General features: G+C 43.4%; 18 protein-coding genes, 1 tRNA gene and 1 other RNA gene. 10 read left to right on the plus strand and 10 right to left on the minus strand.

Annotated features, from left to right (window positions below; translation table 11 throughout):
• Positions 1–26: 26 nt before the first annotated feature.
• Together H710_RS01840 and H710_RS01845 are read right to left on the minus strand one after the other, a co-directional pair.
• Positions 27–2,072, minus strand: a complete 2,046-nt coding sequence (locus tag H710_RS01840) for a toprim domain-containing protein (protein ID WP_041849153.1) — start codon at positions 2,070–2,072, stop codon at positions 27–29.
• A 194-nt stretch (positions 2,073–2,266) separates the two neighbouring features.
• A complete protein-coding gene (locus H710_RS01845; protein ID WP_041849201.1) occupies positions 2,267–3,247 on the minus strand; it encodes a YdaU family protein in 981 nt (326 codons plus the stop codon).
• Between the two features lie 757 nt (positions 3,248–4,004).
• Here H710_RS01845 and H710_RS01850 point away from each other — a divergent pair.
• From H710_RS01850 to H710_RS01865, 4 genes are all read left to right on the plus strand, one after another.
• Positions 4,005–4,319: a hypothetical protein gene (locus H710_RS01850; RefSeq protein WP_005766025.1), complete on the plus strand. Its 315-nt coding sequence runs from the start codon at positions 4,005–4,007 to the stop codon at positions 4,317–4,319.
• Positions 4,320–4,630: 311 nt separating this feature from the next.
• Positions 4,631–5,044: a hypothetical protein gene (locus tag H710_RS01855; protein WP_080772748.1), complete on the plus strand. Its 414-nt coding sequence runs from the start codon at positions 4,631–4,633 to the stop codon at positions 5,042–5,044.
• A 4-nt stretch (positions 5,045–5,048) separates the two neighbouring features.
• The gene (locus tag H710_RS01860; RefSeq protein WP_041849154.1) at positions 5,049–5,249 is read left to right on the plus strand and encodes a hypothetical protein; all 201 of its coding nucleotides are present in this window, start codon (positions 5,049–5,051) and stop codon (positions 5,247–5,249) included.
• A gap of 386 nt (positions 5,250–5,635) precedes the next feature.
• Positions 5,636–6,295, plus strand: a complete 660-nt coding sequence (locus H710_RS01865; RefSeq protein WP_041849155.1) for a lambda exonuclease family protein — start codon at positions 5,636–5,638, stop codon at positions 6,293–6,295.
• Between the two features lie 621 nt (positions 6,296–6,916).
• On the opposite strand, the gene H710_RS01870 is transcribed toward H710_RS01865, so the two are convergent.
• Positions 6,917–6,991 (minus strand) — tRNA-Thr (locus H710_RS01870).
• 477 nt (positions 6,992–7,468) lie between these two features.
• Here H710_RS01870 and H710_RS06235 point away from each other — a divergent pair.
• Positions 7,469–7,639 carry a hypothetical protein gene (locus tag H710_RS06235; RefSeq protein ID WP_196295838.1) on the plus strand — a complete coding sequence of 57 codons (171 nt, stop codon included), beginning with the start codon at positions 7,469–7,471 and terminating at the stop codon, positions 7,637–7,639.
• Positions 7,640–7,789: 150 nt separating this feature from the next.
• Positions 7,790–9,085, plus strand: coding sequence for a UDP-N-acetylglucosamine 1-carboxyvinyltransferase (gene murA, locus H710_RS01875; protein WP_041849156.1), 1,296 nt, complete (start codon positions 7,790–7,792; stop codon positions 9,083–9,085).
• 363 nt (positions 9,086–9,448) lie between these two features.
• Here murA and H710_RS01880 read toward each other — a convergent pair whose 3' ends face one another.
• The 7 genes from H710_RS01880 to purE form a co-directional block, all read right to left on the minus strand.
• Entirely contained in the window at positions 9,449–10,297 is an 849-nt protein-coding gene (locus H710_RS01880) for a TIGR00282 family metallophosphoesterase (RefSeq protein WP_041849157.1), read from the minus strand.
• Between the two features lie 2 nt (positions 10,298–10,299).
• On the minus strand, positions 10,300–10,938 hold the full coding sequence (locus H710_RS01885; protein WP_041849158.1) for a 5-formyltetrahydrofolate cyclo-ligase: 639 nt from the start codon (positions 10,936–10,938) through the stop codon (positions 10,300–10,302).
• Positions 10,939–11,388: 450 nt separating this feature from the next.
• A non-coding RNA gene (gene ssrS / locus H710_RS06025) (6S RNA) lies at positions 11,389–11,550 on the minus strand.
• A gap of 130 nt (positions 11,551–11,680) precedes the next feature.
• Positions 11,681–12,529 (minus strand): tetratricopeptide repeat protein, encoded by an 849-nt coding sequence (locus H710_RS01890; protein WP_244875581.1) that lies wholly within the window; start codon positions 12,527–12,529, stop codon positions 11,681–11,683.
• A 173-nt stretch (positions 12,530–12,702) separates the two neighbouring features.
• Entirely contained in the window at positions 12,703–12,828 is a 126-nt protein-coding gene (gene ykgO / locus H710_RS06030; protein ID WP_080772749.1) for a type B 50S ribosomal protein L36, read from the minus strand.
• A 942-nt stretch (positions 12,829–13,770) separates the two neighbouring features.
• Complete coding sequence (locus H710_RS01895; RefSeq protein ID WP_041849203.1) at positions 13,771–14,919, minus strand: 5-(carboxyamino)imidazole ribonucleotide synthase; 1,149 nt, start codon at positions 14,917–14,919, stop codon at positions 13,771–13,773.
• An 11-nt stretch (positions 14,920–14,930) separates the two neighbouring features.
• Complete coding sequence (gene purE, locus H710_RS01900; protein WP_041849204.1) at positions 14,931–15,428, minus strand: 5-(carboxyamino)imidazole ribonucleotide mutase; 498 nt, start codon at positions 15,426–15,428, stop codon at positions 14,931–14,933.
• A gap of 535 nt (positions 15,429–15,963) precedes the next feature.
• Here purE and infA point away from each other — a divergent pair.
• The 4 genes from infA (at position 15,964) to clpB (ending at position 20,806) form a co-directional block, all read left to right on the plus strand.
• On the plus strand, positions 15,964–16,182 hold the full coding sequence (gene infA / locus H710_RS01905; RefSeq protein ID WP_004857577.1) for a translation initiation factor IF-1: 219 nt from the start codon (positions 15,964–15,966) through the stop codon (positions 16,180–16,182).
• A 483-nt stretch (positions 16,183–16,665) separates the two neighbouring features.
• Positions 16,666–17,310 carry a Maf family protein gene (locus H710_RS01915; protein WP_041849161.1) on the plus strand — a complete coding sequence of 215 codons (645 nt, stop codon included), beginning with the start codon at positions 16,666–16,668 and terminating at the stop codon, positions 17,308–17,310.
• A 136-nt stretch (positions 17,311–17,446) separates the two neighbouring features.
• Positions 17,447–17,629, plus strand: coding sequence for a DNA gyrase inhibitor YacG (gene yacG / locus H710_RS01920; RefSeq protein ID WP_041849205.1), 183 nt, complete (start codon positions 17,447–17,449; stop codon positions 17,627–17,629).
• Positions 17,630–18,205: 576 nt separating this feature from the next.
• Entirely contained in the window at positions 18,206–20,806 is a 2,601-nt protein-coding gene (gene clpB, locus H710_RS01925; RefSeq protein WP_041849162.1) for an ATP-dependent chaperone ClpB, read from the plus strand.
• The last annotated feature ends 115 nt before the right edge of the window (positions 20,807–20,921 follow it).

Genomic DNA, 20,921 nt, shown 5'->3' on the forward strand with positions numbered 1-20,921 from the left:
TTTGGAAAGCAGATGTAGCTGTGCACCTAATGCACAGGGTTAGGAGTGAGGCTGCGAGGAGAGGCATCTTCAAGATAGCGGCGTAACCATGGCGTTTCTTCTGGTGAACAGCGATAACGGTAGCTTTGTGTATCAAACCACAGGCCGACCTTGCCTTCAAAATCACCGGAGCGTTGTTTGGCGATATTCATCACCACACCGGGGCGTTTGGTTAATTCTGCTTTTTCATGCAGCTGTTGTGTGGCAAAAATTTTATCTTCTAAAGGGCGGTTGCGCCAGATGGTGATGATGTTAAACGCATTGGCGCCAATTTCTGAAGCGCCTTTGATATCTTCTGTACCAGGGACATCTTTGTCGACACCGCTTTTACGTGCATGGGCAACAAGGTGAACGTGCACAGCGTTTAAGACAGCCCAGTCTACTATTTTATAAACCGCTTGTTCTTGCCCGGTATAGTCATCAGCGGCGATGCCAAGTCGCATCAAACTGTCGATAATAAATTGGTCGCAGCCATATTTGGCACGGCAATAGTCAAACACATCAAGAAGAGTTTCGACATTTGATTTGCCTACATGTTCGTACAAAATGAGACCGTGATCAAGAAAATGCAAAATCTGTTCAATTTTTTCTTTTGTCGGGTGGCTAGTGCCCCCTGTTTGTTTGATAAGACGGCGCAAAGATTGCTCTCCTTTCATTTCTAAAGAGGCTAAACAAAGGCGGCTTTCCTGTGCGATCCAATGGGGGATACAGTCTGATAACAACTGACTTTTTCCGACCCCACTGGCGCCGCTCCATAAGGTTAATTCTGCTGGCCGAAACGATAATTTCCCCTCTAACTTCGGGTAGGGCACGCTATAGCCTACATGCTGTTTTGGGTTTGGCCAAAAGAGTTCCAGCACTTTTCCCTTATAATCAGAGGCATGGTGCAATCCTTCCGGCGTGAAGCTTTTTGCTTTTGCAAAGGCTTGCGCTATAGTGGCGGCATCTAGGCCTGCGGTTAAACAATCATTTGCATCCTTATAAGGTAGACATACTCGGTAACAACGGTGGCGTCCAAGCCGGTTAGCAATGACCAGAGCGGCTTCTTCCCCCGGTGGGTCCATATCGGTTGCGAGATAAATTTTTTCAAAAATCTCTAAATGATCAAATTCTTGTTCAATCCAGGCATGTTTGCCCCCTTTACCTCCTCCAAAGGGAAGAGATAAAGCCGGATATCCATAAGCTGCCAAAGAGAGAGCATCAATTTCCCCTTCAGTGATGACAAGATCACGCGTCTGCTTTGCACCCTGCGTTGGTGGAGGTGAGGAGGCTTGCTCCGCAGGTTTTTTTATGGGGATCTGCGGGGATGTTTGCACAGATAAGAAAGAAAGGTCATTCAAAGGCGCTTGCGTTGGTGGAAAGGCACAGTCACTCAAAGGAGTCTGCGAGGCCGGTGAGGATGATGGGGCCTGTGCAGGTCGGGAAAAGAGCTCATCCAAAGAATCCTGCGAAGCAGGGAAGAGGGCTTGCCAGCCAAATAAAATCGGCTCACACTGCGCGGTAGTAGGCTTAGCTTTGGCTCCTGCTTCAGCGCGCCGGGCTTTCACCATGGCCAGTGTGCCATCAGGCTTATAAAAAGGAAAAAGGATGCTATTGCCCTCTTCTTTAATGCGGTAACGCGCTAAGATCTCTAGTGGTATACGCCGTTTATGGTGCAAATAGCTTTTCACCACACCGCTAGGGTCGTGACCTTTTGGGGGAGGCGGAAGACAATAAGTGCGGCGCGGCGCCATAAAGGGTTTTGGGCGGGAAAGATTAAGATAAGTATGTGCTTCCTCTAACGCCGCTGAGAGGGGGATGCCTTTTACTGCACACCAGAGATCTAACAGATCCCCCCCAATTCCCTCAGCAAAATCATACCACAGGCCTGCTTTGTTGCCGCTTAAACAGAGCGATAAACTTTGCCCTGCTTCCCCGTGGATATTGCCAATGATCCAAGCATTGCCCTTTTTTCGCCCTTGCGGAAGAAGCATTTCAGCAATGGCTTGCACGTGAAGCAAAAGTTTTTGTTTAACCTCAATAAGTGTGCTCATGGTTTCTCCCCTGACGAGAATGTGTTCCTGATTAGAATGTGATTAGATCTGCATCGTTAGTGTGAATGGGTTGTGGTGTAAGTAGGTTGCTATAGTTGCTGATGGGTGAATGGGTGCGGTGTTGTTGGGCCATGAGTGTAGTGGATTTTTGTGGTTAGTGTGTGAATGGGTTTTCATTGTTGGTGATAATGGGGTTATGGTTTCTGGTTTGGATAATTGATCAGGCTTTGGTAAAATCTCTCTTCCCCTGTATGACGATTTGTTTGATGAGAAGGGACACGGAGAAGAGAGGGCGTGGGATAACACGTGTCTTGTGTCTCTTTTAACCGCTCAATCTCATAACGGCACCAGTTGCGCCATGTGGCTGGCCAATCCACTTTAAGCGCTTCTTTGCCGCTTTTGGCTCGCCAATAGTCGCGAAATTTCTTCTCTTGCCAACGGGCTTGCTCTTCGCTCAATCCTTCAGTCATGGCCATGCTGATATCAGCTTGCCAATCGGCAGGAAGACGATGGCCTTTTAAGCACCCTTTACGAGCAGAATGCTTTGGAGGAAGAGCAGAATTTTCAGAAATTATCGGACTTTTTAGAAATGGTGGGCTTATAACAGATGGTGAGCTTGTGATAGGTGTTGAAGTTGTAGCAAGTGTTGGACCTATAACAGCTGTTGAGGTTGTTGGTATAGGCTCTTGAGAAGGGGCAGAAGACCAAGAGGGAGAAGAGCATGAAGGAGCACAGTAGAGGGCATAAGAGGAGGAATTGTCTGCCGAGAAAGAAGCCTTGTTTTGCTGTTTTTGTGAAACACCGTTAGGTGTTTCTTTTTCTTTCTTCTGAGCTTCTGAGTTATAGGTCTCATCTGTTCTACATGTGTTGAGCAGCTGTTGAGGTGTTGCATTGATTTTCTTACGTTTTTGCGCTGAAGAACGGCCAGCCAATGATTTTTGCTTCAGTAATTTTGCACGCTCACGAAAGATACTGTCACAGCGCTTATTCCATAAGCCATTGGCGAGAGGGATAATCTTGCCTTCTGCGATCAGAATATTGAGTGCGTTGAGAAAGGTGCGTTTGTCACATCCGCAAAGCCGCGTTAATCTTTGTGTTGAGAGGTCTAAGGGGTGGCCTCTGGCATACATTTCATTGAGTAAAATGGTGTAAATGCCAATTTCATGCGCACGCATACCACGGACACCACCTAGAAAATCATTTTGATACCAACAGACATAGGGAAGAATAGAAGATTCATAATGCGGTGTTTCTTCTATGGCGGATGAGGTTGTAGCAACAGGAGATGCTGCTAGAAGAGGAGCAGATGCAGGTGCTGGGGATGCTGTTGCTGGAGCGGATGAAGGTGCTAAAGACACCGCCGCAACGGTTTCCGAAAAAAATAACCCCGAAGAAGGAACGGGTGTTGAGGATAAGGTTGCAGTGCAAAGAGCTTGTTGATGGGCTGTGTCTCGGGAAGAGGTTTTGTACATGGTGCAAATCAACTTTCTTATTGTTTCATCCATTTCTATTCAGATAAAAAACATTAAATGATGTTTTTATGTCTTTTTATGTTTGTGGGAGATGCAGGAAAAGTTTACTATTTTGTAAGATGTTTCTGGTTTGCTTTGCTTTTGTTGCAATTTGTTCTGTTAAATAATCTTATTTTTCATTAGACCCTGTGAGTGCAATTCTATACGCTTATGAGTATATTGTTGTACAACTTTAAATTGCAAAGCAACAAAGGACAAAGAATACAAAAGTGAAGACATGCGAGTTTTTGGGAGCGCCTGTCTGCATCCTTTAGGGTGATAAATGGTTGGTTAATCAAATAAAGTGCAGTTCCCCCCGAAAATAAAATGTGTCCTATAAATGTATATCCTTTTTAGAGGATATTGCAAGATAAATTTATAAAACAATATGTATTTTTTTAGACAGCTATAGGATGAAATGATGAATATTGATGGTTGGCGTCAAAGATTGAGTGAAGTGCTCAAAAAAAGTGGACGGTCAAAACGGTCCATTTCTCTCTCAGCTGGAAAGGGAGCAGGCTACCTTCACTCTATCTTGTCTGAAGGAAAGGATCCAACTATTGAATCCCTTTCTGATGTTTGTAAAACAATTGATGTTAGTATGGGATACATTCTTTACGGGCAAGCTGCCAGCACAGAAGATCAAGAATTTATCGAGTTGATTTCAAAGATCTCTTCCGAGGAACGACAGGCGATTTTGACGCTTTTGCGCAAACCAAATGACGAAGTAAAATAAGGAGTGCTCTTTTCTTTGTGGCATCAAGAGTTTTCCAATGGTTAAGTAAATCGGAATCATTCATTTTAGCTTTTCCCCCCCGTTTGGGTTGCTGTGATTAGAAACAATAGGAATTATAACAGCACAGTAGAGAATAAGGTGTAGGATATTTTCATTCTTACAAAGCTATTTGGATGTCTGATAAATTGAAAAATATCTTTTTAAAAGGATAAAATTGATTGACATCTCTCCCATAGAGGAGATAAGACTAAAGCTATATTTGACCATGTCAAGACTAAAGCTGCGTTTTATTACGATCTAAGGGGGAAAAAATGATCAAACATATACCGTTCGTTAAAGAGGATGAAATTCTCATTATTCTCTGTGAGGGTGAAGAGGGCGATCTCTATATTGGGCCTATTGAAACTTCCGAAGAGGTGCTTGATTTTGTCGATAATCGAGAGGCTGTGCAGAGGCTTTTGCGGCTTGATTTAACAACGCTCCATGCTGATGATGTCAGTGAAAGTGTCGCCGATATCTATGTTGCACTTTCTGATATGGCCGAAAAGACAGAGTCTCTGCAGCCTTTCATTGTAAATAGTGAAGCTTATCACGACTATTTAGAGCAACAAAATAAACAAGCTTATCATGATACGCTCTATGGCTCTTATGAACAACAGCATCGTCTCCGCTTTAGTGATATCTTGTCGGCTCCTGATCATCTTTTTGATGAGCAGGAGGGATAAAGATATGCAAAGCTATCTTATGATCCTTGCTTATGGGGTGCCCCTTTATTACGTGGGCAGACAGCACGACACTATCCAGCTTGATCCACAAAAACATCAGGCCTTTCTCTTCCCTTCACAAAAAGAGGCAGAAGGTACTGTGCAGGCCTTGGCTTATGATCTCTGTGATTTTTTTGATCTCTTCGAGATAGAAAGTGTTTCTTAAGAAGCACAGAGCTCTGGGTAAGGTGGGGGTGGATTTGCGAAGGGAAGCATAAGCTTTGCCAATAAAGAGAGCTAGGTTTGAAATGAGGAGCCGCAGGTAAGTGGCTTGCAAGAATAAGGGAAGCTGAGCTTTTTGGTAAGGTAGGGCTGGACTGGTGAGAGAGGAGGGCTGAGTCTGTGAAGGGAAGGATTGGTGAGAAAAGGGAGTTTGGCTTGTAAGAAGGGGCTTGTGAAAAGGGAAATGAAGTGTGCGAGCAAGTGGGCCTTGCGATTGCGATAAGATTAAGCCTCGAGAAGGGGGGCTTGAAAGTGTTGCAGGTAATGGGCCTGCAAGAATATGGGGCATGGTGTGCCCACTGGAGAGAAATTTTATCAAGGAATAAGACAATGCCCATATGCATCGAATGTCAGCAAGGAACAGAGGAATGGCGCCAAGTCCGCAGGGGGGTGATAACCGCTTCTGTGTTTGAAATGGTTATCGCACGGAAAAAAGATGGGCAACGATCCCAAAAATATCATTCTGTGATGATGAAGCTTGCTGGGGAGAGAATTACCGGAAAAATTGTTGACGAGGGAACAACTATGCCAATGCGCCGCGGTACAGAATTAGAACCAAAAGCTCGCCAGTTTTATGCAGCGCTCACCAACACAGAGCCTGAATGTGTTGGGTTTCTCTTGGCGGATGACCGTAAAAAAGGATTTTCACCTGATGCGCTTATCGGGGCAAATGGGCTGCTGGAAATTAAAACAAAAAAGCCTGAAATTCTAATCCCGCATTTTTATCAAAATATATTTCCTGTTGAGCATAAAGCCCAGTGTCAGGGAGGATTATGGATTGCGCAACGCGAATGGGTAGATTTAATGCTTTATTGGCCGGGGATGCCCCCTTTGATCAAACGTGCTTACCGTGATGAAGTCTATATTCGTAAGCTAGACAATGAGATTAATCGTTTTAATGAAGCTTTGGAAAGAATGGTGCAGGCGATCAAGCAGGTTGGTGAAAGGAGCCAGGATATTTTCAGAAAATATGAAACAATCAGGGGATGAGGTCTACTGTCTAGCGGGGTGCTAAGTTTGTGAGGGAGCAGCTCGGTGCGGATCTAAGTGCAGGAAGGGAGCTGAATGGGGAGAGTTTGCGAGAGCCAGCAAGCCAGACGAGCTTGCAAAGAAGTTTGAAGGCTTACGAGGAAGTGAAGATGAGATTTGGCACGGGTGTGACAGCAAGCCAGGGAAAAAGCGGGAATAAGATTTGCTGTTTAGCGGGGTGTTGAGCTTGCGAGGAATCAGGAAATAAAGTTTGGCACAGGTGTAACAGCGAAATTACAAGGAAGTGGGGGCTCCAAGATGTCAAAAACTGTTCTGGGATGGCATGCCGCTATGCAAATTATAAGGTTTTTGTGTAAGGTGAGTTTCTGCCCGCGTGTGCAGAAAACCAGAAGGATAAAGAGCTGGATGTTAAGAAAAGCCAGCAAGACTTGCAGCTAAATGCAGGAAGATCCATTCTTGAATTAAAGATAAAGGGCGTGAGTGAAGATAAGGAAACAGGAGTAAAAGCCTTAAGGTTTGCGTGCTTGTAAAAGCTAGCAGGAAAAAGAGCTTGCGAAAAGGGGAAGTTGGGCTTGTGAGGAAGCGGGGATGAGGTTCGGTGCAAGGGAAAGAAAATAGACATGGTGCTGCGAGAGAGGATTGAACTCTCGACCTCTCCCTTACCAAGGGAGTGCTCTGCCACTGAGCTACCGCAGCATTTTGCCAATCTTTGCGCTGCCTTGTGCCACATTGGCGCCAAATAGGCAAGAGAGCTCTTGCAAGAAAATCTTCCTTGTGTCATGATATAAAGGTTAAAAAATATCAGTTATTTCTGTATATTCGTAGTTATAATACCCCCTCATTATTTTCTTAAATTAGGGTTTTAAAATGTGTGACTTCTTGCATATTTACTTATTTAAAAATAAGGGATGAAAATGGGGAAGTTGAAAGGATAAGAAATTCACAAATTTTAGCCTATAGGGGAGTTAAGAAAATAGAGGGTTGAAATGAACGAAGAAAGTTTGCGCAAAAGAGGGTAAGCGAACAGGGAGGTTAAGCAAATAGGGGCTTAAGCAAGCGAAGTTTAAGCGAAAAAATTTGAGCAAACAAAGTTTGCCAGAATTTGTCGAAATGTTTGCCAAAGTGTTTGCTGGAGTTTGCGCCATGAAGGACAAAAAGAACCCATAAAATATCATGAATGAGAATAAAAATACCGTTACACACAAAGATGATCAAAGAAAAAATGAAAAAGCAAAACAGCGAGAACAAAGACTTGCTAAGCAATTGCGCGATAATTTAAAACGACGCAAAGAGCAAAGTCGACAGCGCTCTCCAGAAGGGTTTAGAAAAACTTTTTCTGTTTGATACATCTTACGGCAATCTTGCAGCATACGTTTTAGTGATTCGTTTTCAATCTTGTGAAAAAATACTCTCAAGAATCCAAATTTTCAGAAAATTAAAGAGAACCTGTAAAAGAAAGATTCCAACGAGGAATAGAGGGATAAAATTAAATCTATGGATTCAATTAAAATTACAGGGGGCCATATTCTTAATGGGGTTATTCCAATTTCTGGAGCTAAAAATGCTGCGTTACCGCTTATGATTGCTGCTTTGCTTACCGATGAAACACTCATTGTTGAAAATGTCCCTCATCTTGCAGATGTTGAATGTCTTATCCGGATCTTAAACAATCATGGCGTCAGTTATGCCGTTGAAGGACGGCAATACCACAATGTGTGTAGCGATGCACGAACCATCTATTTTACCGCAAAAACCATCACCACAATACGCGCGCCTTATGAACTTGTCAGAAAAATGCGGGCCAGCTTCTGGGTGATTGGGCCGCTTCTTGCCCGCTGTCAGGAGACTTGTGTTTCCCTACCAGGGGGGTGTGCTATTGGAACACGCCCTGTTGATTTCATCCTTGAAGGGCTAAAAGCTTTAGGTGCCGATATTGCTATCAAAAATGGCTATGTGCATGCAAAAGCGCCAAAAGGTTTAAAAGGGGCTTCTTACCATTTCCCCAAAGTGACCGTTGGAGGAACTCATGTTTTGCTGATGGCTGCTGTGTTGGCGGAAGGAAAAACTGTTCTTCACAATGCTGCGTGTGAACCGGAAGTGACCAACCTTGTGCAAGCGCTGAAAGCTATGGGAGCTGATATCTCTGGGGAAGGTACGGATGTTTTAACCATTAATGGTGTCAAAAAGCTCTATGGTGCGCGGGTTTGTATTATCCCTGATCGTATTGAAGCGGGAACTTATGCAATGGCTGTTGCTATGACTGGAGGAGATGTCTTGTTGCAAGACGCTGTTCCAGAACATCTGACAGAAGTTCTCACTGTGCTTGAAAAAGCAGGGCTCTCCGTTAAAATTGAAGCTGAAGGCATTCGCGTTTTCCGCGATCCACACAAAAAAATGAAGCCTGTTGATATCACGACAGCGCCTTTTCCAGCTTTCCCAACCGATCTGCAAGCACAATTTATGGCTTTGATGACCCTTGCTGAAAGAAATACGCATATCACAGAAACGATTTTTGAAAATCGCTTTATGCATGTGCAGGAATTGGTGCGTTTGGGTGCGCGTATCACGTTGCAGGGAAAAACCGCAACGGTGCACGGAACCGATAAGTTGCAAGGTGCACAAGTGATGGCAACAGATTTGCGGGCTTCTGTCTCACTTGTTATTGCAGCACTCGCTGCTGAAGGAGAAACCACGGTTAATCGCGTTTATCATCTGGATCGCGGCTTTGAACGGTTGGAAGAAAAGTTAGCTCAGTGTGGGGCATGTATTCAACGCGTCACAGCTTCTTAAATAAGAGAAATAGCCTTAAATCAGAAGAAATTAGTCTTTGCAAGCGGTTCGTGCCGCTTGCTGAAGGGCCATTCGCATCTCGAAAAATGGCTAATTTAATTTAAAGGGGTCCTGAATGGTATGATGAAGGGTGACCTGAAGTGGCCCTGGTAGGGTGGGTCTTGGTGGTAAGGTGAATGACAGGTTAGAGGGGTGGTTTTGAAGGTAAGAGTGTGGGGTGTCAGGTCAGGATGCAGTGATGGCTTGAGTGGCAAGGTGTAGAGGCAGAGGCAGTAAAGGGTGGCTTGAAGTGTAGCCCTGAGTATTGGGATGAAGGGTAGCTTAGCGGTGAGCTTTGAGCTAAAGCGTTAGGGGGCTACAGCGTTAAAGCACAAAATTTTCAGGCAGAGGTTCCCAAAAATCAGGAGCTTCAGTCTTTAATCTTGGGCCAAGACGAAGAGGAGAAATCTTTTCCGCCAGGCCTGTGCGGTCTGACACTTCAACCGCTAAGCCACAAAGCGTTGCAGGGCCTTGAGCAGGGCGATATGAACCACAAGATTCTTGATAGACAAACCGATGCAATGGTTCTTTTTTATCCATCCCAAGAGAAGAGTCATAATCACCACACATGCCAGCATCTGATAAATAGGCACTGCCCCCTGCTAAAATTTGCGCATCCGCTGTTGGAATATGCGTATGGGTACCCACAATGACGCTAACACGGCCATCAAGAAAATGACCAAAACATTGCTTTTCACTTGTTGCTTCAGCATGAAAATCAACAATAATTGCGTCTGTCTCTTCTTTTAAAGGAAATTTGGAGAGAATTTTGTCTGCTGTTGTAAAAGGATTCTCTACAGTGCAAGGCATAAAAACAGATCCCAAAATATTGGTCACCAAAATACGCGCGCCATTTTTAGCCGTAAAGATACCGGAGCCCTTGCCTGGTGTCCCCGCGATAAAATTAGCAGGGCGTAAAAAACGGTCACTATAATTGGCGTATTTTAGAGCTTCCTTGCAATGAAAGGCATGGTTTCCTGTGGTGACGACATTTGCGCCTGCTGTTAAAAGAGAATGATAGGTCTCTTGGCTAAGACCAAAGCCATGCGATGCGTTTTCACCGTTCACCACAACAAAATCAAGCTGCCATTGCTGAATAAGGCGAGGAAGTGCATAAAATACAGCAGCACAGCCTGTTGCACCTACAATGTCACCCAAAAATAAAAACCGCATATTTACCGCTCTAAAAAACCTTTTTCTGTAAAAATGCCTTGTAAAACCAAGTCATGCTTTGTGTTAGGAATAGACTCAACTTCCTGACACGAAAATCCTAAACCAAATAAATCTATGCAGTGCCCTTCTGCCTTTAATGCTGCAATGGCACGATCATAATAGCCTTTACCATAGCCAAGGCGGTTATACTGACGATCAAATGCTAAAAGAGGCACAAGTATAAATGTAGGGGTGACAACCGCGCTGCTTGCCTCCGGGCCCATGGTATGAAACCGCATGCTCTCTAAGGGTGTGTGCGGTGAATAAGCACGGAAAACCATTGTCTCATCATCAATGATAGCAGGCAAAGCTAGACGACCACCATGCGACACAACATATTCTAAAAAGAGGTTAGGGTCGAGCTCTGATCGTATTGGCCAATAGCCTGCAATAATCATTTGAGAAATATCTCCCATTTTTTGTTTAAGTGTATGGGCGATATGCCAACAGGCACGATGTGAAAAAATACGATGATTATCCTTAGATAGCTTCTCACGCTCTGAAAAACCCAGATGCCGCAAGTGTGACCGAACGGATTGAATAGAAAGCGAGTCTTTAGACATTCTTGGTATTGCTAATCCATCATCCATAAAAATGTTCATACCATTCTGTTTTCACATCGCCAAGGCATGAAGAACATGTTCCCCAAAAAACAAGAACGAGCTTTAGGAAAGCAGGGGTTGATTCCAGAAAACGGAAATAGAGCCCGTAAACAGGGGTAAAGTTATGCGAGGCGCATAAGAGTGTAGGATTGTGATGTTGTCAGACTAGTAAAGGGAGTTTCTAGGCAAAGTAGGGGCTGCTTGATGAGAGCTTATGGCATTTACTAAGCGCTTACGGCTTTTTGCTATAGGAAAAAAACAATAAATAAAGCCAGCAAGGAGATGAAGCAGTGAGGCAATGTGGTAAAAGAGAGGCCAAGAGGTCATGAGGCAGGGAGGTGAGAGGGTAAGGAAACAGGAAGGTAGAGAGGTGAGGTCGTAAGGTAAAAAAGAGGCAGGAAGCTAAGAGGTTATGAAGCAGGGAGCCAAAGCTCCTCTTCCTAATAAAAATGGTGAACCGCAGCGACCGATGGAAAAGTCTGATTCCGGGAACCTACACAAGTAGGTGGGCGCCATATGAAAAAGCCCACGGACTTTCTCAGGGACAGCTCCCTTAGGAATCAATAAGGCCCCGGGAATGTCTGTATTTCCTGTCGAGAAGAGCAGAACACCACCTATAATTATAGGAGAATTTATACGTTCTGACCAGAGAAAATAATGACACAGCGCAATAAAAAGACTTTTTAAATTTCCTTTATGCCAAATTCCTTACCTAAATGCCCCCTTATCTCAAATTTTTCATTCAAATACTTTGTGGGGATTTTTCATCAAGCAATAGGCCAATACGTTTTTGGAGTTTTTGCATTTGCGGATAATAATGCAATGCCATTTTATAGGCCTTAATGGCAAGCTCTGTGCGGTCTGTTGCTTCCATCGTTAATCCAAGTTCAAAATAGGCAATATAATTGCGCGGTTCAAGCTTAAGCGCATGACTTAAGTCAAACATGGCAAGTTTAAAATCACTCATTTGAATGTGAACCCAGGCGCGTCTGACCCAAGCTTCCGCATAAGTTGGGTTGAGTGCAATGATGGTGTCAAGATAATCAAGAGCAAGGCCATAATGATCACTATTAATGCCATTTTCAGCCCATTGCATCAAAAGATCAATCGTTTCACTGCCCGATTGCAACCATAAACGTTGCACTTGTTTGCTAAGTTTCTGAGCTTCTTGGGCATTGGCACAATGTTTTAATTCTTTCAGCAAACGAGCAATCTCTGCTTCTTTACGCTGTTCCGTTGTTTGTGTTTGAGAGAGGTTTTCTGGGGTTTGATCATCAAAAAGCGTGGCTGTTGAGGGGAGAGAAGATGTTGAAGGATGTAGATCGGGGATTAGGTCATCCAACGATAAAAAAGACTGTGGAGGAGGCAGTTCAGATGGCAAAGAAGGAGGCTCTTTCCCATAGCAAGGAGACAGTAAAACCAGACTGCTGAAACAAAGGAAAAAATATCGCCATTGAAAAGGGGTTCTCTTGCTCACACGATATTTAAATGGATTGCTGACACTTTTTGCCACACAATATTTTACCCTGTGATCTTTTACGAAAGACACCTGTCTTGAAAAATACCCTCTTAAAAAAGAGAAGGCCCGCATATAAGAGGCCCGCAATACATAGGACAGCACGTTAAATGCTCTATAAGAAATGTGTGAAATTCCTATATGAGAAATGTGTAAACAATATGAAGTCTGCACAGCATATAAAATCTGATATAACCTTGCTATTTTGGCGCAAGCTTTATCAATCGCAGTAGCAGGCATTTGTAATCTTAACCTTGGCGCGCCCTAAAACGCGGGTTGGTTTTATTCAAGATATAAATACGACCTTTTCGACGAACCACCCTGTTGTCGCGGTGACGTTCCTTAAGTGCCTTGAGCGAATTTTTAATTTTCATGATCACCACCGTTTATAACGAAAGACCTAAATTCTCAAAAAGATACGAAGAGAAAGTTTTGACCCTCATCGTACTTGCTTTTTTCTTACGCATTCTTGTTCAAAACTTAAGACTATTGTCATTGTACATTGTCAGACCACAGTTATTTTACTCTGTCGATTAGTGTACTTTGCCATCGTACCCTGTCAATCAGGGTATTTTGTCACTGTGTCCTGTCGATGATTCCACTTTGTCACTTGAGTCTTCTTCCTTAAAAGCAATGCAAAAAAAACTCTGCCTTCTCTTAAAAAACAAAAGCTTGCCTAAGGACAATGAAACCCAACAAGAGAACAATGAAATCGAACAAGATAATGAGTAAGCGAAAATCGCAAAAAATCTGCAATTCTTCTAACAAGAAGTCTTTACCTTGTCAACTCAACAGTTTTCACAAAATCAAGAATAAAGGGGGCTGAAGAGGGAGACAAAAATGGAGGGGAAAGCAGGAGGCAGGAGCAAAAAAAAAGACAAGAGGGTTGTTGAGTAGGGGAGAAAGAAAGAGGAAGCTGAAAAAGAGGAGAGAAGCGGTAAGAATGGAGGAATGAGCAAAAGTGAGCTAAGAATAACAGGAGGAGCCAAAAGAGAAGGAGTGAGAAGTAAGAGAGAAAAGCAAGAGGAGAGGAAAATAGGACCAGAGAAAAAAGGAGGAAGGTTAAGAAGGGACTGAAAAATGAGCCAAGAATAACGGAGAAGCCAAGGGAGAAGAAGAGGCTAAGAAGGAGGGAGGAGTAAAAATGGGAGTAAGCTAAAAATAAAAGAGGGCTGAGAAAGGAAAATCAAGAAGAATGGGTTGAGAGGGGCCAAGAATGAAAAGGAATTGAGGAAGTCTTGAGTTGGATCATTGGGGAGAAAGTGTTGAAGAATGTCTGGACTTAAAGTGGTGAGGGATGAGAATTCATCTCTTCTTTAAGCAGAGTGTGTCGCTGGCCCGGTTAAGCGGATGATATGCCCCATTTTTCGTTCTGGCTGTACTGATTTTTTGCCATATAAATGCACTGATGTATTCTCTTGCATCAGAGCAGAGACGTAATCATCCAAATTATTGCCAAGAAGATTGATCATTTCGCAGTTGCTATGGCGCTCTGTATTGCCCAGAGGAAGGCCACAAATGGCTCGGATATGTTGTTCAAACTGCGAGGTCACACAGGCTTTTTGCGTCCAATGGCCAGAATTGTGAACACGAGGCGCCAGTTCATTGACCAATAATCGCTCGTCAGACAAAACAAAAAATTCGATACACAGCACACCAACATACTCAAGCGCCTGCAACACACGCGTGCTGACCTCATACGCGGCTTTCTGCACTGATTGTGGAACAGCTGAGGGAACACACGCTTTATGCAGAATGCCATTCTTGTGTTGATTTTCTGAGCAATCATAAAATGCAACAGTCCCGTGTGGATCACGAGCAGCAATAACAGAAATTTCTGCTACAAAAGGCACAATCTCTTCTAAAATAGAAGGCGTCTTTTCAAGCTCTATTGAGAGTGCGGCAATCATTTGTGGACTTGGATTGTGAAGAGATTGCTGCATTTTGCCATCATAGCCAAAGCGGCGTGCTTTCAAAAGGCCATGGCCCCTAAATCCATTGTTATTGAGTCCGTTGTTGTTGAGTTCATGGCTATTGAGCGCAGCAAGACCTGCCAACAAAGAAGCTTGATCTTGCACCGCATGCCAGGATGCTGTCTCGATACCATGCTCATTGAGAAAACTTTTCTCTAAAACTCGATCTTGCGAAATTTTCAACACTTTTGATGATGGATAAAGACGACACGCTTTTTCTATCCATTGAATCGTTGTCACGGGGAGATTTTCAAATTCATACGTTACAACATCGCACAGGTCTACCAATTGCTGCAAAGCGGCCCTATCATCATAGTCCGCAACCATGTGATGGTTAGCAGTTTGCGCTGCTGGACATTGTATTTCAGGGCATAAGATAACCGTTTTAAAGCCAAGCTCAGCGGCAGCTATGGCTAACATGCGTGCAAGTTGTCCCCCTCCAATCACACCAATTGTGCTTCCTGGTTTTAAAGGATCAGAGATATTGATCACCGTAGTCACGCTCAAAGTCCATCATTAGGGTATTCAGCAACATGAGCCGTTTGTTGATGGCGCCATGCTTCTAAACGCTTGGCAAGTGCATCATCAGAAAGTGCTAAAACCGCTGCTGATAAAAGAGCTGCATTGACAGCGCCTGCTTTGCCTATGGTTAAGGTCCCAACCGGGACTCCGGCAGGCATTTGCACAATGGAAAGCAGAGAATCTTGCCCTGATAAAGCGTGTGATTCCACTGGAACACCAAAAACAGGAAGAGGCGTTAAAGCAGCCACCATGCCTGGAAGGTGTGCAGCACCGCCAGCGCCAGCAATCAAAATTTTAAATCCTGCGGCTTTTGCTCCTTTGGCAAAGCTGTAGAGTCGATCTGGAGTGCGATGTGCAGAAACAATGTGCGCACTATGGGAGATGCCAAGTTCTGTCAACATAGCTGCGCTATGGCACATGGTTTGCCAATCAGATTGGCTGCCCATTAAAAGCGCTACATCATAGGACTGTTGAGCCATTTCACATCCTTTTCCCATTCTGCATTTTTGATTGTTTTAGAAAATTTCATCTTCCTTATATCCTTTTTGTGTCACCAATGCACCATTTTTTGACATGTCATCAGAAAGAGACAATAATTTTTGCGTTCATAAAGTACCAGGGAATGCCGGGGGATATGGGCCAAGGGAGCATAAGTGAGAAGAGTATTGGTGTGGGGATATGAGAGAGAACGGTGAAATGGAGAAGGAGGTTTTAAGGGATGAGCGATGCAGCGATGAATGTGACGAGGGGATGTCAGTGAAAGGGGAATTCGGAGATAGTGAGGAAAAGATTAAGAGATAGAGTATAAATTTTTATTGTATCCTTTCGGGATTAATGGGAAGTTTATAGGGAAAATCTCTGTTTCTACGTAAAATGCATGTTCACAAAAGGATGAAAATGAGATATAAACAATTTAAGTTGTATCCTGTAGGGCTCAGCTACTAACACGTTCATTATTAACTAAAACATTAACCATTAAATAAAGTACGTTAATCATAAAGGAAGTTCTCATTTATGTCCAAAGAAGAAGTTTTGGAATTTTCCGGTATCGTTACCGAACTCTTGCCAAATGCGATGTTTCGCGTGAAACTGGAAAATGATCATGAAATTATTGCTCATACGGCAGGAAGAATGCGCAAAAACCGTATTCGTGTGTTGGCAGGCGATAAAATTATGGTTGAAATGACTCCGTATGATCTTACAAAAGGGCGTATTACGTACCGTTATAAATAAAAAATAGAGTTTTTAGCGCGCAAGATTTTAGCTTACAGCTTAAAACCTTCAGCTTGAATGGGGTTTGATGTCTCTTTTCATCATTCGTGGTGTCTGTAAGGATTGTAAATTGGAGGTGTGCATGGGGGAGTGCAAAGCAAAAAAATAAAACGGACTGAATAAGGCCGATTGTCGGGGGGCAAGGAGCCAAAGAGCTAAAAGGCAAGATATCTCCGTAATTGGCAAGCTGTTTCAAAAGTTGTAGAGAAAAATATAGAATATATAAAAAATATATAGCCAGGGATATGATAAAATGCAGTCTGATCAGGGCTCTCATGAGAATTTTATGGGGCTTAGCGTGAGGTTGTATAGTGTTGTGCATGGGGAGCGCAGAAAAATTGACAGACCCTTTCTATGCCGGTATCCTTAAGGCCAATAGGTCAAAAACCCCCTGTAAAAAAGGATGAATGAAATCATTCAATAGAATGGATAAGGGGTAAAATAATGGAAATCGAATTGGTTCTTGCTTCTGCTTCACCGCGGCGTTTAGAGCTTTTGGCACAAATTGGTCTAAAGCCTGATCATGTATGTGCTACTGATATTGATGAAACACCACATGCACGAGAAAACCCAGCAGATCTGGCTAAGCGCTTGGCACAGGAAAAAGCGCTGAAAGCTTATGACACTTTATTTAGTGCTGAGAAAATTTGTCAACAAGATCTGGATTCAAAAAAATGTCTGATCTTAGCGGCGGATACAGTGGTTGCTGTGGGTGGTTCTGTTCTGCCTAAACCTAACGGAGAAGAGGACGCTTACACCTGTTTACGCGCTCTTGCTGGACAAGTGCATAAGGTTTATGGCGCTGTTTGTTTTCTTAATGAACACAGGGAGAAAACTGTCACTTTGGTTGAAACTTGTGTGCGTTTTAAACACTTGACTCCCCCTGTGATGGAGGCTTATATCGCTTCTGGAGAATGGCAAGGAAAAGCAGGTGGCTACGCTATTCAGGGAAAAGCCGCTGCTTTTGTTATTGATATTGCAGGTTCTTATACCAATGTTGTTGGGTTGCCTTTGGCGGAAACAACAGATCTTTTGATTGCTTATGGATATTCTCTTTTTCCTAAATGGACTAAAATTTTTAAAGGATGAGAATAGCTCACCTCTCTTTTGAAAATATGATAAAGGCTATGGGAAATATGAGGGCTATGGGGATGATTGGGGATAAGAAAAACGCATGACAAAAGCTCAAACACTACAAAAAAGAGGAGAAGAAGTCGAAACTTTCATGCAAAATCAGTCGATACATCCGCTCCGTCCACCACGGCCTTGCCCAGAATGTGGTCAAAAATCACAGTATAATACCTATCCTTTCTGTTCATCACGGTGTCGTGCAATTGACCTGAATCGTTGGCTTTCTGGCTCTTATATTTTGCCGCCACCTCCTCAGAAAAGTGACGAAGAGGAATAAAGAAAAAACACTGCCTCTGAATTTATGGGTGGTTTATGAGTGTTTGCGCTGGGGGTATTTGCGCTAGGGAGTGGTGGTGAGATGCAGCGCTTTGAGCGAGAGGTGTGGAAGAGGAAAAATGTTGCCCCTTGAGCTGGGAGGGTTGAAGAAGTATGTTTCTTTAGGTCAGTAACATTTGTCCTCAGGAGCGGTTAAGAGACGCCGCATTTTGTACGAGAGGTAAGTTTACAGTGAATGCTGCGTTTTTCTATACTCTCTTGCATTCATTTATTTTAGCTCCCATATTTCATTCATATTCAGACTATAAGTGTAGCGTCTTTTCCCACACTGGGAGAGTGTTTTCGGATGCAAAGAGGCCCACCTTATGTGATTGAGGGTATGTGGTTTGGAGATAAGGATTAAACAAGAGATTTCAATAAAAGGATAAAAAGGGAATCCCCAAAAAGGGACTTGCTAAAAAAGGAGGTTAACAAAAAAGACCCTTGGAAAAATGGCTAAAAGGAAGCTTGGCAAAAAGGGATAAAAATGGGGAAAAGAGTTTTATAAAAGGGTCTGATAGCGGCAAAGGATAGAAAAATGAATTTAGAAAAATATAGCGAACAGCTAAAAATCTTTCTACAAACAGCGCAAAGCAACGCTCTTTCCTCTGATAACCAGCAATTAATGTCTGAGCATCTCTTGCAAGTGTTTTTAGAAGATCGTCAGGGATTGACTGTCTCACTGATCCAAAAAGCAGGCGGCGATATGCCAACTTTACGTAAAATGCTGCAAGAGGCTCTTGATGCTTTGCCTAAGGTTCAAGGGGGCAATGCTCAGCTCTATATGTCTCAGCCGTTAGCAAAAGTCTTCACGATGGCAGAAGAGCTTGCACAAAAAGCAGGGGATCAGTTTGTGACAGTAGAGCGCGTATTACAAGCGCTCAGCGTAGAAAAAACAGCCAAAACAGCAGACATCCTAACACGCGCAGGAGTCACACCGCAGGCGCTTAATCAGGCGATTAACACAATGCGAAAGGGAAGAACCACATCTAGTCCGCATGCTGAAAGCCACTATGAAGCTCTGCAAAAATATGCCCGCAATTTAACAGAAGATGCCCGCGAGGGAAAACTTGACCCTGTGATTGGCCGTGAAGAGGAAATTCGGCGTGCTATCCAGGTTTTATCAAGGCGGACAAAAAATAATCCTGTTCTCATTGGCGAACCAGGCGTTGGAAAAACTGCTATTGTTGAAGGACTGGCTTTGCGCATTATTAATGGCGATATACCAGAATCTTTGCGTGATAAACAGCTTTATGCTCTCGATATGGGAGCTTTGATTGCAGGGGCTAAATATCGCGGTGAATTTGAAGAACGCTTAAAAGCCGTTTTGGCAGAAGTGCAAAATGAAAATGGGCAAATTATTCTCTTTATCGATGAATTGCACAATTTGGTTGGAGCAGGAAAAACTGACGGGCCAATGGATGCTTCCAATCTTCTCAAGCCTGCTCTTGCTCGTGGCGAATTGCATTGTGTTGGGGCGACTACCTTGGAAGAATATCGAAAATATGTTGAAAAAGATCCAGCTCTTGCGCGCCGTTTCCAACCTGTCTTTGTGCCAGAGCCAACGCTTGAGGATACGATCTCTATCTTACGTGGGATCAAAGAAAAATACGAACAACATCACAAAGTGCGCTTGGCGGATAATGCGTTAATTGCAGCGGCGCGTTTGTCGGATCGTTATATTTCTAACCGTTTCTTACCTGATAAAGCGATTGATCTTATCGATGAAGCGGCAGCACGGGTTCGTATGCAGATTGATTCTAAACCAGAAGAACTGGATGTGATTGATCGGCGTATCGTCCAACTAAAAATCGAGCGTGAAGCTTTAAAAACAGAAATTGACCCCACTGCAAAAGAACGGTTAGAAATTTTGCAAACTGAACTCAACATATTGGAAACGCAGTCTGCAAGAATGACGATGGCTTGGCAAGGAGAAAAACAAAAGCTTGGACATGCTGCTGACTTGAAAAAACGACTTGAAGAAGCCCGCAATGCTCTTGCTATTGCGCAGCGCAATGGACAATTTCAACGTGCTGGAGAGTTGGCCTATAGTGTGATTCCCGAATTGGAAAGGCAGCTGAGTGTTGCTGAAAATGATGATCAGGCCAACACTTTAGTGGAAGAAACGGTTTCTGCTGAACATATTGCTCAGATTGTTTCGCGATGGACAGGCATTCCTGTTGATCGGATGCTTGTTGCTGAGCGTGATAGGCTCTTGCAGATGGAAGAGGATATTGGCAAACGTGTTATTGGACAAAGCGAGGCTGTGCGCGCTATTGCTCGGGCTGTGCGCCGTGCCCGTGCTGGTTTGCAAGACCCCAACCGCCCCATTGGTTCTTTTATGTTCTTAGGGCCAACGGGTGTGGGAAAAACCGAATTAACTAAGGCGCTCGCGGCTTTTCTCTTCCAAGATCATAAAGCGATGTTACGCATTGACATGTCGGAATATATGGAAAAACATGCTGGAGCACGCTTAATTGGTGCCCCTCCTGGCTATGTTGGTTATGAAGAAGGCGGCGTTTTAACTGAGGCTGTACGGCAGCGACCTTACCAGGTTATTCTTTTTGATGAAATTGAAAAAGCCCATCCTGATATTTTTAATCTCTTACTTCAAGTTTTAGATGAAGGACGCTTGACTGATAGTCAGGGTAATACTGTTGATTTTCGCAATACTCTGCTGATTATGACTTCTAATTTAGGAGCTGAGTTTTTAACCAATCTGGATGAGGGAGAAAGTGTTGACCAGGCCAGAGAGGATGTGATGAGGGTTGTTAAAAGTGCTTTTAGACCAGAATTTCTGAACCGTGTTGATGAGATTATTCTGTTTCAGCGTTTACAACGTAAAGATATGGAAGCGATAGTTGATATTCAGATGAAACAGCTGCAAAATTTGCTTAATGAACGCAAAATTACCATGCAGATGGATAGCGAAGCCAAGAAATTCCTCGCCCATAACGGTTATGATCCGCTTTATGGGGCGCGGCCTTTAAAACGAATTTTGCAAAGGGAAATTCAAGATCCACTGGCTGAAAAGATTTTGTTAGGACAAATTCCAGAAGGCGCAAGTGTGCATATTACAAAAGAGGGCAATGAATTACAGTTTTCTGCTTTTCAGAAACCTCAAAAAAAATCTCAATAAAAGAATTGAAAAGATAAAGGACATAATGAGAGTTAAAAAGATACGAAATGAAAAAATATAATTGACAAATTTAACAAAATGCTATATTTAAAGCTCCTATATTTAAAGCTCCTAT

Source organism: Bartonella bacilliformis Ver097, assembly GCF_000709795.1.
Taxonomy (GTDB): Bacteria; Pseudomonadota; Alphaproteobacteria; order Rhizobiales; family Rhizobiaceae; genus Bartonella; species Bartonella bacilliformis_A.

Excerpts from the sequence above, each read along its gene's own strand:
- H710_RS01840 (WP_041849153.1), bottom strand. The coding sequence starts at position 2,072 with ATGAGCACACTTATTGAGGTTAAACAAAAACTTTTGCTTCACGTGCAA.
- H710_RS01845 (WP_041849201.1), bottom strand. The coding sequence starts at position 3,247 with ATGCGTGCGCATGAAATTGGCATTTACACCATTTTACTCAATGAAATG.
- H710_RS01850 (WP_005766025.1), top strand. The coding sequence starts at position 4,005 with ATGAATATTGATGGTTGGCGTCAAAGATTGAGTGAAGTGCTCAAAAAA.
- H710_RS01855 (WP_080772748.1), top strand. The coding sequence starts at position 4,631 with ATGATCAAACATATACCGTTCGTTAAAGAGGATGAAATTCTCATTATT.
- H710_RS01860 (WP_041849154.1), top strand. The coding sequence starts at position 5,049 with ATGCAAAGCTATCTTATGATCCTTGCTTATGGGGTGCCCCTTTATTAC.
- H710_RS01865 (WP_041849155.1), top strand. The coding sequence starts at position 5,636 with ATGCCCATATGCATCGAATGTCAGCAAGGAACAGAGGAATGGCGCCAA.
- H710_RS06235 (WP_196295838.1), top strand. The coding sequence starts at position 7,469 with ATGAATGAGAATAAAAATACCGTTACACACAAAGATGATCAAAGAAAA.
- murA (WP_041849156.1), top strand. The coding sequence starts at position 7,790 with ATGGATTCAATTAAAATTACAGGGGGCCATATTCTTAATGGGGTTATT.
- H710_RS01880 (WP_041849157.1), bottom strand. The coding sequence starts at position 10,297 with ATGCGGTTTTTATTTTTGGGTGACATTGTAGGTGCAACAGGCTGTGCT.
- H710_RS01885 (WP_041849158.1), bottom strand. The coding sequence starts at position 10,938 with ATGAACATTTTTATGGATGATGGATTAGCAATACCAAGAATGTCTAAA.
- H710_RS01890 (WP_244875581.1), bottom strand. The coding sequence starts at position 12,529 with ATGCGGGCCTTCTCTTTTTTAAGAGGGTATTTTTCAAGACAGGTGTCT.
- ykgO (WP_080772749.1), bottom strand. The coding sequence starts at position 12,828 with ATGAAAATTAAAAATTCGCTCAAGGCACTTAAGGAACGTCACCGCGAC.
- purE (WP_041849204.1), bottom strand. The coding sequence starts at position 15,428 with ATGGCTCAACAGTCCTATGATGTAGCGCTTTTAATGGGCAGCCAATCT.
- infA (WP_004857577.1), top strand. The coding sequence starts at position 15,964 with ATGTCCAAAGAAGAAGTTTTGGAATTTTCCGGTATCGTTACCGAACTC.
- H710_RS01915 (WP_041849161.1), top strand. The coding sequence starts at position 16,666 with ATGGAAATCGAATTGGTTCTTGCTTCTGCTTCACCGCGGCGTTTAGAG.
- yacG (WP_041849205.1), top strand. The coding sequence starts at position 17,447 with ATGCAAAATCAGTCGATACATCCGCTCCGTCCACCACGGCCTTGCCCA.
- clpB (WP_041849162.1), top strand. The coding sequence starts at position 18,206 with ATGAATTTAGAAAAATATAGCGAACAGCTAAAAATCTTTCTACAAACA.